Source organism: Flavobacterium panacis, from assembly GCF_024649945.1.
Lineage (GTDB): Bacteria > Bacteroidota > Bacteroidia > Flavobacteriales > Flavobacteriaceae > Flavobacterium > Flavobacterium panacis.
The window spans coordinates 128,314-141,357 of the sequence record NZ_JANKMS010000003.1; the positions used below are offsets into that span (position 1 = coordinate 128,314).

The 13,044-nt window shown below is 30.7% G+C and carries 13 protein-coding genes; all 13 read left to right on the top strand.

The window, feature by feature from the left end:
- The first annotated feature begins 16 nt into the window (after positions 1-16).
- Genes NQQ59_RS08645 through NQQ59_RS08705 form a run of 13 tightly spaced genes read left to right on the top strand, consistent with a single transcriptional unit; the run spans position 17 to position 13,030 of the window.
- On the top strand, positions 17-850 hold the full coding sequence (locus NQQ59_RS08645; RefSeq protein WP_144217670.1) for a glycosyltransferase family 2 protein: 834 nt from the start codon (positions 17-19) through the stop codon (positions 848-850).
- Entirely contained in the window at positions 851-1,987 is a 1,137-nt protein-coding gene (locus NQQ59_RS08650) for an N-acetyl sugar amidotransferase (RefSeq protein WP_257698173.1), read from the top strand. It begins immediately after the preceding gene.
- Complete coding sequence (gene hisH / locus NQQ59_RS08655) at positions 1,984-2,598, top strand: imidazole glycerol phosphate synthase subunit HisH (protein WP_144217674.1); 615 nt, start codon at positions 1,984-1,986, stop codon at positions 2,596-2,598. The genes NQQ59_RS08650 and hisH overlap by 4 nt, the downstream gene beginning before the upstream one ends.
- Positions 2,598-3,365, top strand: coding sequence for an AglZ/HisF2 family acetamidino modification protein (locus NQQ59_RS08660; RefSeq protein WP_144217676.1), 768 nt, complete (start codon positions 2,598-2,600; stop codon positions 3,363-3,365). The genes hisH and NQQ59_RS08660 overlap by 1 nt, the downstream gene beginning before the upstream one ends.
- A gap of 15 nt (positions 3,366-3,380) precedes the next feature.
- Positions 3,381-5,492 carry a bi-domain-containing oxidoreductase gene (locus NQQ59_RS08665; RefSeq protein ID WP_144217678.1) on the top strand — a complete coding sequence of 704 codons (2,112 nt, stop codon included), beginning with the start codon at positions 3,381-3,383 and terminating at the stop codon, positions 5,490-5,492.
- A gap of 7 nt (positions 5,493-5,499) precedes the next feature.
- A complete protein-coding gene (locus NQQ59_RS08670; protein ID WP_257698174.1) occupies positions 5,500-7,380 on the top strand; it encodes an alginate lyase family protein in 1,881 nt (626 codons plus the stop codon).
- 2 nt (positions 7,381-7,382) lie between these two features.
- On the top strand, positions 7,383-8,624 hold the full coding sequence (locus NQQ59_RS08675) for a glycosyltransferase family 4 protein (RefSeq protein ID WP_144217680.1): 1,242 nt from the start codon (positions 7,383-7,385) through the stop codon (positions 8,622-8,624).
- The gene (locus NQQ59_RS08680) at positions 8,617-9,219 is read left to right on the top strand and encodes a sugar transferase (RefSeq protein WP_144219809.1); all 603 of its coding nucleotides are present in this window, start codon (positions 8,617-8,619) and stop codon (positions 9,217-9,219) included. The genes NQQ59_RS08675 and NQQ59_RS08680 overlap by 8 nt, the downstream gene beginning before the upstream one ends.
- 1 nt (position 9,220) lies before the next feature.
- Positions 9,221-10,222 (top strand): ketoacyl-ACP synthase III, encoded by a 1,002-nt coding sequence (locus tag NQQ59_RS08685; RefSeq protein WP_144217682.1) that lies wholly within the window; start codon positions 9,221-9,223, stop codon positions 10,220-10,222.
- A gap of 11 nt (positions 10,223-10,233) precedes the next feature.
- A complete protein-coding gene (locus tag NQQ59_RS08690) occupies positions 10,234-10,464 on the top strand; it encodes an acyl carrier protein (protein ID WP_144217684.1) in 231 nt (76 codons plus the stop codon).
- 56 nt (positions 10,465-10,520) lie between these two features.
- Entirely contained in the window at positions 10,521-11,258 is a 738-nt protein-coding gene (locus NQQ59_RS08695; RefSeq protein ID WP_144217686.1) for an SDR family NAD(P)-dependent oxidoreductase, read from the top strand.
- Positions 11,236-11,883, top strand: coding sequence for an acetyltransferase (locus tag NQQ59_RS08700; RefSeq protein WP_144217688.1), 648 nt, complete (start codon positions 11,236-11,238; stop codon positions 11,881-11,883). The genes NQQ59_RS08695 and NQQ59_RS08700 overlap by 23 nt, the downstream gene beginning before the upstream one ends.
- A 4-nt stretch (positions 11,884-11,887) precedes the next feature.
- The gene (locus NQQ59_RS08705) at positions 11,888-13,030 is read left to right on the top strand and encodes a DegT/DnrJ/EryC1/StrS family aminotransferase (RefSeq protein WP_144217690.1); all 1,143 of its coding nucleotides are present in this window, start codon (positions 11,888-11,890) and stop codon (positions 13,028-13,030) included.
- Positions 13,031-13,044 lie beyond the last annotated feature (14 nt).

Consider the following 13,044-nt stretch of genomic DNA (forward strand, 5'->3'; position numbering starts at 1 on the left):
TTAAACAAAGGAATTGATGTTAAATGATAAACTAGGATTTGTTTTTACAAATTTTAATAATGCTACTTACACTATTAATGCAATAAAATCATTGCAGAATAAAATTAATGAAGAGAAAATTCATGTTGTTGTTGTTGACAATAATTCTGCAGAAGATGATATAATAGTATTAAAATCTTTTTGTGAAAATACTAACAATATCGAAGTCATTTTTAGTGGTCAAAATGTTGGCTATTTTAAGGGACTGAATATTGGGATCAAGCATCTTAGAGAAAATTATCGAGAGATAAATTGTATGATTGTTGGGAATAATGATGTTCTTTTTCCTGAAAATTTTTATAAATCAATATTTGATAATACAAATTTGCTTTTAAAATATCCAGTAGTATCGCCCGATATTATAACTAGTGATGGTTTTCACCAAAATCCACACGTAGTAGAAGGAATAAGTAAAATTAGAGAAGTATTTTATGATTTGTATCATTCAAATTATAATATTGCAAGAATAATCATAAAACTGGCTAAAGTCACTCACAAGATAACAAGAAGAAAAGATGAGGACAATTATGAAAAAGCAGGTGAAATTTATCAGGGCTATGGGGCTTGTTATATTTTGACTCCTAAATTTTTTGATTTATTTGAAGAGCTTTATTCTCCTACTTTTTTGATGTATGAAGAATATTTTTTATCGAAGCAATTGCTTGATAAAGGATATAAGGTGTTTTATGAGCCTTCAATAAGTTTAACCCATTTGATGCATGCATCTACAGATAAACTTCCAGGGAAATTAAAATGGAAGTTCTCGAAACAATCTCATATTGAATATAGAAAAGATATTAAAATTATTTAAATGGAAACTAAATATCAAATTTGTACTAATTGTGTTATGGACACATCAGATTCAAAAATAGTTTTTGATGATAAAGGAATGTGCGATCATTGTAATGATTTTTATACAAATGTAAAGCCAAATTGGCATACAGATGAAAAAGGTCGAGCTGAGATGCTGGAAGTGGTAGCTAAAATTAAGAAAGAAGGAGAAGGTAAAGACTTCGATTGTATCTTAGGAATGAGTGGTGGTGTTGATAGTTCCTATCTTCTTCATCTAGCAGTAAAAGAATTGGGATTAAGACCGCTAGTTTTTCATGTTGATGGTGGATGGAATTCTGAATTGGCTGTTAACAATATTCAAGTAATGATTGATAAATTGGGACTTGATTTATATACTGAAGTGATTAATTGGGAAGAAATGAAAGATTTTCAATTAGCATTTTTTAAATCTGGAGTACCGCATATAGATATTCCACAAGATCATGCATTTGTGGCGACATTATATAATTTTGCTAATAAGTATAATATCAAATATATCTTAAATGGCGGAAATATATCTACCGAATGCGTTCGAAATCCGATGGAGTATTTGTATTATGGCACAGATATGGCTCAAATTGGTGATATAAGAAAGCAGTTTGGCACGAATAAAATGGAAACCTATCCTTTTAGCCCAGTTTTAAAGCATAAATTCTATCTACGATATATTAAAGGTGTTAAGGTTGTTAAACCGTTAAATTATATGCCGTACGTTAAGGAGGATGCTTTGAAATTATTAGCAAAAGAGTATGGATGGACACCTTACCCGCAGAAACATTTTGAATCTCGATTCACTAAATTTTATGAAGGATATTGGTTACCAGAAAGATTTGGTTTTGATACTCGTAGAGTTCAATTTTCAAGTTTGATTTTAACTGGTCAAATGACTAGAGAAAATGCTTTGATTAATTTAGAAAAAACGGCCTATAACCCTGAGTTAATTGAAGAAGAATTTAAATATATTGCTACAAAATTAGGAATCACTGTAGAAGAATTACAAGGCTACTTTACCTCTGATAAGAAGTTTTTTTGGGATTATAAAAATCAACTGTCAATGTTCAAGACAGGGGCTAAAGTTTTGAAATTTTTAGGAATAGAAAGATCAATTAAAAGATGATAACAATAATTGATTACGGATCGGGAAATATAAAGGCAATAGCTAACATTTATGAAAAATTAAATGTAAAATATACTATCGCAACGAAACCAGAAGATGTAGTAGGAGCAAAAAAAATATTTCTACCTGGAGTTGGAGCTTTTGATGAAACTATTTCTAAATTAGATAGTACAGGTTTTAGAAAAATTTTGGATTTAGAAGTTCTACAAAACAAAGTTCCTATTATTGGTATTTGTGTTGGAATGCAAATTTTAGCTGAATCAAGTGAAGAAGGAACATTAAAAGGACTTGGTTATATAAAAGGTAAGGTTAAAAAGATTGATGCATCTATCTTGCAACACAAACCTAAATTACCTCATTTAGGTTGGAACACAATTACAATTAATAAAGAAAATAGTTTGCTTAAAGATATTGATCTAGATTTAGGATTTTATTTTTTGCATTCATTTTATTTTGAATGTCAGAATGCCGATGATGTTTTAACAACAACAACTTACGGAAAGGAATTTGCTTCTTCTGTAGTTCATGAAAATGTATATGGCATTCAATTTCATCCCGAAAAGAGTCACCAAAACGGAATTACTTTACTACATAATTTTGCTAAGTTATAATGTTACGATCAAGAATTACACCCTGCCTTTTAGTGCATAATAAAGGATTGGTTAAGACCACAAATTTTAAGGATCCTAAATACGTTGGAGACCCTTTAAATGCTGTTAAGATTTTTAACGAAAAAGAAGTTGATGAATTAATTGTCCTAGACATTGATGCGACAATTGAAGGAAGGGGGCCAGATTTTGAGTTAATACAAAATTTAGCGATCGAATGTAGAATGCCTTTTTGTTATGGCGGTGGTGTAACAACTGTTGAACAAGCAAAAAAAATAATTAGTTTAGGTGCTGAAAAAGTAGCGCTGAGCGCAGCCGCAATTTATGATACTGAAATTCTTAAAAAAATTGCAAATGCAGTAGGGTCCCAAAGCGTTGTTGTTGTGATAGATGTAAAAAAGAAAAAACTATTTGGGGGCTATGAAATAGTAACCCACAATGGAAAAAAAACTGCATCTGTTAAACTTGCTGATTTTTTAGAAACATTAAACCAAATTGGTATTGGTGAACTTGTAGTTAATTCTGTAGATAATGACGGGAAAATGCAAGGTCTAGATTTTAAATTGTTTGATTTCGTGCGCGATCAAACTGAAATGCCAATGACTATTTTAGGTGGAGTTGGAACTTTGGAGCACATTAAAGAAGCGATATCACGATATAAAACCATTGGAGTTTCGGCTGGAAGTTTTTTTGTCTTTAAAGGAAAGTATAGAGCCGTATTAATTAGCTATCCAAAATTTGAGGAAAGAAAGCTTTTGTATCAATTATAAAAATAAAATTATTTAATGAAACAGATTATACAATCTTTTAAGACTGGTGAAACAATACTTGAAGAGGTTCCTGCTCCTTTAGTTGCTAAAGGAAATGTATTAATAAAATCAACACACTCTTTGGTTTCTTTAGGAACTGAGCGAATGTTGGTAGAGTTTGGAAAATCTAATTTAATATCAAAAGCTCGACAACAACCCGATAAGGTAAAACAAGTTTTAGATAAAATAAAAACAGAAGGACTTTTACCAACACTTGAAGCTGTTTTTAATAAGCTAGGAGAACCATTGCCTTTGGGGTATTGTAATGTAGGAGTTGTTATTGCAGTTGGAGAAGGTGTTAGTGAGTTTAAAGTAGGCGATAGAGTAGCTTCAAACGGACAACATGCAGAGTATGTATGTGTTCCCAAAAATTTAGTTGCTTCTATTCCAGATAATGTTACAGATGAGCAAGCAACTTTTACAGTTATTGGTTCAATTGGACTGCAGGGTATTCGATTATTAAATCCAACCTTAGGCGAAACTATTGTTGTTGTTGGTTTAGGTTTGATAGGATTACTAACAGCACAATTATTAATAGCAAATGGCTGTAAAGTAATTGGGATAGATATTGATGAAAGTAAATTAAATTTGGCAAAGGAATGGGGAATTATTCCATTTAATCCAAGAAATGGCGATGTTGTCAAATTCGTTCAGGAATGTACTGGAGATATTGGTGCAGATGGTGTTGTTATTACTGCCTCAGCAAAAAACAATGAGATTATTTCTCAAGCAGCTAGAATGTCTAGAAAAAGAGGTCGTATCATCTTAGTTGGGGTTATTGGATTAGATCTAAGTAGAGCTGAGTTTTACGAAAAAGAGCTAACTTTTCAAGTTTCATGTTCTTATGGGCCTGGTAGATATGATGAAAACTATGAAAACAGAGGTATTGATTATCCATTACCATTTGTTAGATGGACAGAAAAAAGAAATTTTGAAGCAATTTTGCAATCAATTTCATCTGGAAAATTGCTAGTAGATAAAATGGTATCTCAGGTAGTTCCTTTAGATAATTATATGCAAATATATAAAGAAATTGGAGCTAGTAAAGCTATAGCTTCTATTTTGAAGTATGATGAAAATACAAATATCCCTAAAAATACAATTGAGCTGAAGCCTTCAAATTATGAAGGACAAAAAGGTGTAATTGCAGTAATAGGCTCTGGTAATTTTACAAAAATGACAATGCTTCCAGCATTAAAGGGAAGTGGGGCCATTAATAAATATATTGCAAGTAAAGGAGGAGTAAGTGGAACCGCAATGGCTCAAAAATATCTTTTCTCTCATTCTACTACAAACACGGAGGATATTCTTAAGGATAGTGAAGTTGATTTGGTATTAATTACAACGCGTCATAATCTCCATGCTCCAATGGTCGTAAAATGTTTAGAAGCAAATAAGCATGTTTTTGTAGAAAAACCTTTAGCTTTAAATGAAGAGGAATTACTTCAGGTTATTGAAGCGCAAAAGAAATCTGAAAAAACTATAATGGTTGGTTTTAACAGAAGATTTTCTCCTCACGCACTAAAGATGAAGTCGCTACTTGGAAATTCGCAAATTAATGTAATTGCAACAATGAATGCAGGGGCAATACCAAAAAATGTTTGGGTACATGATATGCAAGTTGGAGGCGGAAGAATTATTGGTGAAGCTTGTCACTTTATTGATTTAATTACATATTTGACAGGTAGTAAAGTAAAATCTGTTTGTATGAACGCAATGGGAGTTAATCCTGAAGAAAACACTGATAATGCGAGTATTTTATTAAAGTACGAAAATGGTTCTACAGGAGTTATCAATTATTTTTCAAATGGTTCAAAAGCTTATTCAAAAGAAAGAATTGAAGTATATTCTCAAGAGAGAACATTAATAATGGATAATTTTATAAAAACAGAAGGATTTGGTTTTAAAGGTTTTTCTAAATTAAAAACTCGATTAGATAAAGGTCATAAAAACCAATTTCACAAATTAATTGAGCAGACAAAAAATGGCGGAGAACCATTAATACCTTTCGAAGAGTTAATAAATACTTCTAAAGCTAGTTTTGCAGCTATTGAGAGTTTAAAAACAAATAGTTGGATTTCTATTTAAATATCAGATGAAATTAAAATTAGGAGTTCAACTTTTTTATAACATGGGATTACGATATACTTCATACCGTATTCTTCATGAGATAGAAAAAAGAACAGGTGTATTAGAGAAAAGACATCCGTATTTCTTTAAAAATCCGTCTTCTCAATCATTGGAGAAGTGGCGATTAAATACGCCAGATTTTGTAATAAAAGAAAGAGAAAAATTAACATTTTTAAAAAGTCCCTCGCTTTCGCTTAAAGAAAAAGTAAATCTTATAAAATCTGGTTCCTTACTTTTTTTTAATAGGGAATGGATCGAAATAGGAAAAAATTATGATTGGCTTACTAATCCAGTAACAAATTATAAATATAATAATTCACTACATTGGTCAAAAATCCAGGATTTTAGTGCAGAAAATGGTGATATAAAGTACGTTTGGGAAAAGTCCAGATTTTCTTATTTATTAACTATTATTCGTAATGATTATCATAATGACGAGGACAATTCGTCATTTGTTTTTGATGAAATTGAAAATTGGATAAAAGAAAATCCTATAAATCAGGGACCAAATTGGAAATGTAGTCAAGAAATTTCGTTAAGAATCTTTAATTGGTGTTATGCATTATATTTTTATAAGAACAGCAATTCATTAACAGAGAAACGTTGGAGTGAAATTCAAAATGTAATTTATGCTTCGTTGCATCATGTATACTATCATATAAATTTTTCAAGAATTGCAGTTCGTAATAATCATGCTATTACAGAAACGTTATTTTTAACATTAAGTGAATTTTTATTCCCATTTATACCTGAAACAAAAAAATGGGCAAAAAAAGGGAGAAAATGGTTTGAAAAAGAGATTAAGTATCAAATTTATCCAGATGGTACTTTTTTACAGTTTTCTATGAATTATCATAGGGTACTGATTCAATTATTTTCATTAGGATTGTCAATAACCGAAAGACATAAAAAAAGGTTCAGTCCTATTGTTTATAATAGAGCTGAATTGTCTTTGAATTTTTTGTTTCAATGTCTCCAAGATGAAAATGGTTATTTACCTAATTATGGAGCTAATGATGGAGCACTATTTTTTCCACTTACAGAGTCTGACTACAGAGATTATCGTCCGCAATTAAATACTTTACATCAAATCTTAAAAGGAATTCCTCTTTTTGATGATGTAAGTGAAGCCTGTCAAGATTTTAATTGGTTATCTAATTGCTCTAATGGGAAAAAAGATACTCAATTAAAAAAAAAACAAGGAATTATTAATTTCCCTTACGGAGGATACTATTTAATTAGAGATAGTGATACATTTACTTTTATAAGATGTGGAAAGCATAAAGATCGTCCAGCGCATGCAGATAACTTACATGTAGATGTTTGGTATAAAGGAATAAATTATTTGAGAGATTCAGGAACTTATAAATACAATACTAGTAATGAAATGCAACAGTATTTTACAGGAACTGGAGCGCATAATTCTGTAACTATCGAGCATAAATCTCAAATGCTGAAAGGAAGTAGGTTTATTTGGTTTTATTGGTCTCAAGCAATTAAGGCTAAATTGATAGAGACGGAATCGACTTATATTTTTGAAGGTAGTATTAGTGCCTTTAGATATCTTAATCCTAAGGCAAGACACTCAAGAACTTTGATAAAAAGTAAAGGTAAATTAGATTGGGAGATAGAAGATAGAGTTGATAATTTAGATAATAATCACAAAAATCAGATTTGGCATTTCGATGAAAATAATGTAAAATTTCATGCTACAATTGTCGATTGTGAGGTACAATCAAACAACATACAATCTTTTAATTCCTTATATTATGGAGAATATAAGGAAGGTAAAGCAATTTCTTTTCCATTTGAAAAAGATATAAAAACAAAAATTAATATACAATAACGATGAATATTTTACTTTTACATCAATACTTTCTTGAAGAAGATGATTCTGGTGGATCAAGATGGAATGAAATGGCAAAAACATGGATTGAGGAGGGGCACAATATTACTGTAATAGCTGGAATGATGCATTATGTTGGCAATTCAAAACGTGATGAGTATAAAAAGAAATATTTTGTAAAAAAACAACAAGGAGCAGTGACCGTACATAGAACTCATGTATCTGAAGCTTATAATTCTGGTTTTTTAGGACGTTTATGGGGGTATTTTTCATTCATGTTTTCATCTATATGGGCGGGTATTTTCAAAGTCGATGGTAAGTTTGATGTTATTATTGTTACTTCTCCTCCTTTATTTGTAGGGTTCAGTGGTTATTTAATATCAAGATTTAAAAGAATTCCATTGGTTTTTGAAATTAGAGATTTATGGCCTGAATCAGCAATAGATACTGGAGTACTAACCAATAAATGGATTATTAAAGCGGCATATTGGTTCGAAAAATTTATTTATAAAAGAGCGGATTTAATCAATGTTCTTACACCTGCCTTTTATAATACATTAAGAGATGTAAAAAATGTCCCAGAAAGTAAATTAATTATGATTCCGAACGCGGCTGACTTCAGTCTTTCTGATGAGTTGAATGAAACATTCGATAGAAATAGTTTCAGAAAGGAACATAATCTGGAAAATTATTTTGTTATTACATATGTTGGAGCACATGGCTTAGCAAATCATTTAGAACAAATTATTGAAGCTGGAAAAGTCTTGCATGATACAAATGTTCTTTTTTTATTAATTGGACAAGGAATGGAAAAAGAAAGATTAATTAAATTGGCTGCTGAAGGAAATGTGAAAAATGTAAGATTTATTGATCCAGTTCCAAAAAAGGAAGTATTTAAATATATTTTGGCTTCAGAAATGGGAGCATCTGTGTTAAAAAAGGTTGATACATTTAAGACGGTATATTCTAATAAAACCTTTGATTATTTTTCTTGTAAAACCCCAATACTAATGGCCATTGATGGAGTTTCAAGAGAGTTGGTTGAAATAGCAAATGCAGGAACATATATTGAACCCGAAAACATCAGTGAATACAATAGAGTAATCAGACATTATTTAAGTAATCCGTCTCAATTAGTAAAGGAAGGAAATAATGGGTTTCAGTATGCGAAAATTAATTTTGACAGACAAATTCTTGCTAAAAAATATATTAAGTTAATTGAAAACATAATTTATGATGTATAAAATTTTGTTTAAAAGAGTTATTGATTTTTTTATATCATTAATTTTTTTAATTATTTTTTCTCCGATTTTCATTATTGTCACTACATTTTTAGTTATTGCTAATCAAGGGAAACCATTTTTTATTCAAGTTCGACCAGGCAAGGATGGTAAAGAATTTAAAATTATTAAATTCAAAACTATGAATGATAAAAAAGACAGTCATGGTAATTTGTTAGCTGATGAGTTTCGTTTGACAACTGTAGGGGCTTTTGTAAGAAAAACGTCTTTGGATGAAATTCCACAATTATTGAATGTACTGAAAGGTGACATGAGTTTAATTGGTCCAAGACCATTGCTTCCACAATACATGTCTTTATATAATGATTTTCAAAAGCAAAGACATAATATTAAGCCAGGAATTACAGGTTGGGCCCAAATAAATGGGAGAAATGCAATTTCGTGGGAGCAAAAATTTGAATATGATGTTTATTATGTTCAAAATATTTCACTTGCATTAGATGTAAAAATAGTATTTTTAACCATAAAAAAGGTGTTCATCTCGGAAGGTATTAATGCTGATAATTCAGCAACTACAGAAGCATTTAAAGGAAACTAATATGGGAATGATTATAAAAGCAATTGAATATGTTTATCCTGAGAACAAAATCACTAATGAAGATTTAGGAAAAATGTATCCAGATTATGACTTTTCAAAATTTGAAGAGAAAGTTGGTATTAAAAATAGATATTGGGTTAAAGAGGAAACTGCTTTTGATTTAGCTCTTCAGGCTTGCGAAAAGCTTTTTGAAAATCAGGATAAAAATCAAATAGATTATATTTTGTATTGCACGCAAAGTCCTGAATATTTTTTACCAACAACAGCTTGTATACTACAAAACAAGTTGGGACTAAAAAAAAATATTGGAGCATTAGATTTTAATTTAGGTTGTTCAGGATTTACATATGGTGTGAGTTTGGCAAAAGGTTTAATTTTGTCAGGACAAGTTAAAAATGTTTTACTAGTAACGGCAGAAACGTACTCAAAATATCTGCACCCTCTAGATCGTTCAAATAGAGCGATATTTGGAGATGCTGCAACAGCAACATTAATTTCATACGACGAAATTGATGGTATTGGAGAATTTATTTTTGGAACAGATGGATCTGGTTTTGATAAACTTATAGTAAAAAATGGTTGTAGTAGATTTCCATTTGACCAAAATGCACCAGAAATAGTATATGGGACCGATAATACTTATAGCGATAATCATTTGTACATGAATGGACCAGAGGTCTTTAATTTTACTAGCGAGGTAATACCAAGTTTTACAAAAGAAATATTAGAGAAAAATAATGTAAGCACAGATGATGTACACCAATTTGTATTCCATCAGGCAAATGCTTATATGCTTAATTTCATGCGTAAAAGATTAAAAATTCAAAGTGAAATTTTTTTTATTGATTTAGAAAACGGAGGAAATACTGTTTCCTGTACAATTCCAATTGCTTTAAAGAAATACAGTGAAACGATTGAAAGTGAAAAAATAGTTGCAATTGTTGGATTTGGAGTAGGACTTTCATGGTCAGGGGGCTTGATTAAAATTAAAAATAAATTATAAAAAAATAAATTATGGAAAAGAAAGAATTCATTTTAGCATTAGGGGAAGAGTTAGAAATTGAAACGACTTTAGAGCATACTACAAATCTTAAAGACTTAGATGAATGGGATTCAATGGCGGCAATGGTATTGATTGGATTTGTATCAAATGAGTTTGGAGTTACCTTAAATGCTGACGACTTAAAAGAAATTACAACAATTGACTCTTTAATTGAAAGAATAGGATTAGATAAATTCAATTAATATATTTCAGAAATTTATTAAAATAGAAATAAAGGGAAATATTAGTAGGATTCAAGATGATAAAAGGAAAAAAAATATTAATTACAGGAGCGACTTCAGGTATTGGACTAGCTCTTTGCGAATTTTTATTAAATAGTGACTGTAACATAATTGCTGTAGGTCGAAATGAAGATAAAATTAGCCATTTGAAAAATAAGTTTCAGGAAAATTTTAAATTCGTTTCTCTTGATCTTAATTTGTTCGATGATTATAAAAAAATTTTTGATGATTCATTGACAGGTAAGAAGTTCGATGGCTTTGTACATTGTGCGGGAATAGAAGAAACTTTGCCGTTAACGTTGTATAATACACAGTCTGTGAAAAAAATATTTGATATTAATGTTTTTTCAGGAATAGAATTGTTGAGGTATTTTTCAAAGCAAAAATATTCAAATGATGGAGCTAGTGTAGTATATGTATCTTCTGTTATGGGAGAGTTAGGTCAGCCTGGAAAAATTGGATATTGTTCTACGAAGTCAGCTATTTTAGGATTAGTAAGATCATCATCTCTGGAGCTTGCAAAAAGAAAATTTAGAGTTAACGCGATTTCTCCTGGAATTGTAAATACACCGATGACTCAGAAGTTGTTTTCGCAAATAGAGGATGAAAATGTTACGAAAATCAAGGAAATGCATCCTCTAGGTATAGGAGAGGTTGAAGATGTTGTCCCTCTGATTACTTTCTTGCTTTCAGACCATAGTAAATGGATTACAGGACAAAATATTAAAATAGATGGAGGGTACTCAGTACAGTAATGACGAAATCATAATTCTCGGAGCCGGAGGTTTAGCGAGAGAAATTGCGAGTTGGTATAATATATCTTCTCATAAAAATGGGAATATAATAGGTTTTATTGATGATAATTTAGATGCTTTAAACGATTATAATATTAATCTTCAGATTTTAGGGAAAATAGATTTAGAACAGATAAAATATAATCAGAGTATTATTTGTGGAATTTCTAATGTAGAAGTAAAGGAAAAATTATATCATGAAATCGTTAAAAATAAGATCTTAGTAAGATCATATATTCATGAATCATGTTTAATAGGTGAGAGAACAAATCTTGGAACCGGATTCGTTTTATTGCCTAATGCTTTAGTTTCCTGTGATGTTAGTATTGGTAATTTAGTTCTTGTAAATATTGGTTCTCAAGTAGGACATGATGTATCCATTGGGGATTTTACAAGTATTATGGCAAATGTTGATATAGGTGGAGGCGCAAAAATTGGTAAGAACGTTTTTATTGGATCAAATGCTGTTATTCTCCCAGGCGTAGTAATTCCAGACAATACCAGAATCGGTGCTGGGGCATTGGTTTTGAAGTCGATTAAACAATCAGGAACCTATTTTGGAAATCCTGCAAGAAAAATATTTTAAACAAATGAGTAATTCAAAAATATGGCTATCCTCTCCTCATATGGGAGGAAATGAGCAAAAATATGTCCAAGAAGCATTTGATACAAATTGGATAGCACCTTTAGGGCCAAATGTAAACGGTTTCGAAAAAGACTTAGAGGATTATCTAAACAATGATGTTTTTGTTGGTGCTCTGAGTTCAGGGACGGCGGCAATACATTTAGGACTTATCTTGTTGGGAGTAAAACCTGGTGATGAGGTTCTATGTCAAAGTATGACCTTTTCAGCTTCAGCAAATCCTATATTATATTTAGGAGCCACTCCTATTTTTATTGATAGTGAATTAGAAACATGGAATCTTTGTCCTATTGCTTTAGAAAATGCCATAGTAGATAGAATTGCAAAAGGTAAAAAACCAAAAGCTATAATTGCAGTGCATCTTTACGGAATGCCATACAAAAAAGACAGCATTCATGCTATTGCAAGTAAATATGAAATTCCTATTTTAGAAGATAGTGCTGAAGCATTAGGAAGCAAATACAAAAACAAATGTTGCGGTACTTTTGGAGACATAGGTGTACTTTCATTTAATGGAAATAAAATAATTACCACTTCTGGAGGAGGAGCTATTGTCTGTAATAATAAAGAAGTAAAGGACAAAGCGGTTTTTCTTTCAACACAAGCTAGAGATAATGCCCCACATTATCAGCATAGTGAGGTGGGTTATAATTATAGAATGAGTAATATTTGTGCAGGAATAGGTAGAGGGCAGATGGAAGTTTTAGATGAACATATTAATTTAAGACGAAAAATGCACGATTTTTATATTAATTATTTTAAGAATATTGATGGGGTGACTGTTTTGACAGAACCAAATGAAGACTATTATTCAAATCATTGGTTATCTGCAATCATTATTGAACCAAATAACTTTAGCGGAAAAACAAGAGAAGATTTAAGATTAGCTTTTGAAGCTGAAAATATTGAAAGCAGGCCACTTTGGAAACCAATGCATTTACAGCCAATATTTGAAGGATATCCTTATTATGGAGAAAAAAAATCAGAAAATTTATTTGAAAAAGGGTTATGCTTGCCATCTGGCTCAAATTTAACAGATGAGGAGCGAGTAAGGATAAAAAGTGTATTAGATATTTTTTTTGAATCATAAAAGACATTTAGATT

Bases quoted from the DNA above. Each gene is read 5' to 3' on its own strand.
- NQQ59_RS08645 (WP_144217670.1), top strand. From the start codon at position 17: ATGTTAAATGATAAACTAGGATTTGTTTTTACAAATTTTAATAATGCT.
- NQQ59_RS08650 (WP_257698173.1), top strand. From the start codon at position 851: ATGGAAACTAAATATCAAATTTGTACTAATTGTGTTATGGACACATCA.
- hisH (WP_144217674.1), top strand. From the start codon at position 1,984: ATGATAACAATAATTGATTACGGATCGGGAAATATAAAGGCAATAGCT.
- NQQ59_RS08660 (WP_144217676.1), top strand. From the start codon at position 2,598: ATGTTACGATCAAGAATTACACCCTGCCTTTTAGTGCATAATAAAGGA.
- NQQ59_RS08665 (WP_144217678.1), top strand. From the start codon at position 3,381: ATGAAACAGATTATACAATCTTTTAAGACTGGTGAAACAATACTTGAA.
- NQQ59_RS08670 (WP_257698174.1), top strand. From the start codon at position 5,500: ATGAAATTAAAATTAGGAGTTCAACTTTTTTATAACATGGGATTACGA.
- NQQ59_RS08675 (WP_144217680.1), top strand. From the start codon at position 7,383: ATGAATATTTTACTTTTACATCAATACTTTCTTGAAGAAGATGATTCT.
- NQQ59_RS08680 (WP_144219809.1), top strand. From the start codon at position 8,617: ATGTATAAAATTTTGTTTAAAAGAGTTATTGATTTTTTTATATCATTA.
- NQQ59_RS08685 (WP_144217682.1), top strand. From the start codon at position 9,221: ATGGGAATGATTATAAAAGCAATTGAATATGTTTATCCTGAGAACAAA.
- NQQ59_RS08690 (WP_144217684.1), top strand. From the start codon at position 10,234: ATGGAAAAGAAAGAATTCATTTTAGCATTAGGGGAAGAGTTAGAAATT.
- NQQ59_RS08695 (WP_144217686.1), top strand. From the start codon at position 10,521: ATGATAAAAGGAAAAAAAATATTAATTACAGGAGCGACTTCAGGTATT.
- NQQ59_RS08700 (WP_144217688.1), top strand. From the start codon at position 11,236: ATGGAGGGTACTCAGTACAGTAATGACGAAATCATAATTCTCGGAGCC.
- NQQ59_RS08705 (WP_144217690.1), top strand. From the start codon at position 11,888: ATGAGTAATTCAAAAATATGGCTATCCTCTCCTCATATGGGAGGAAAT.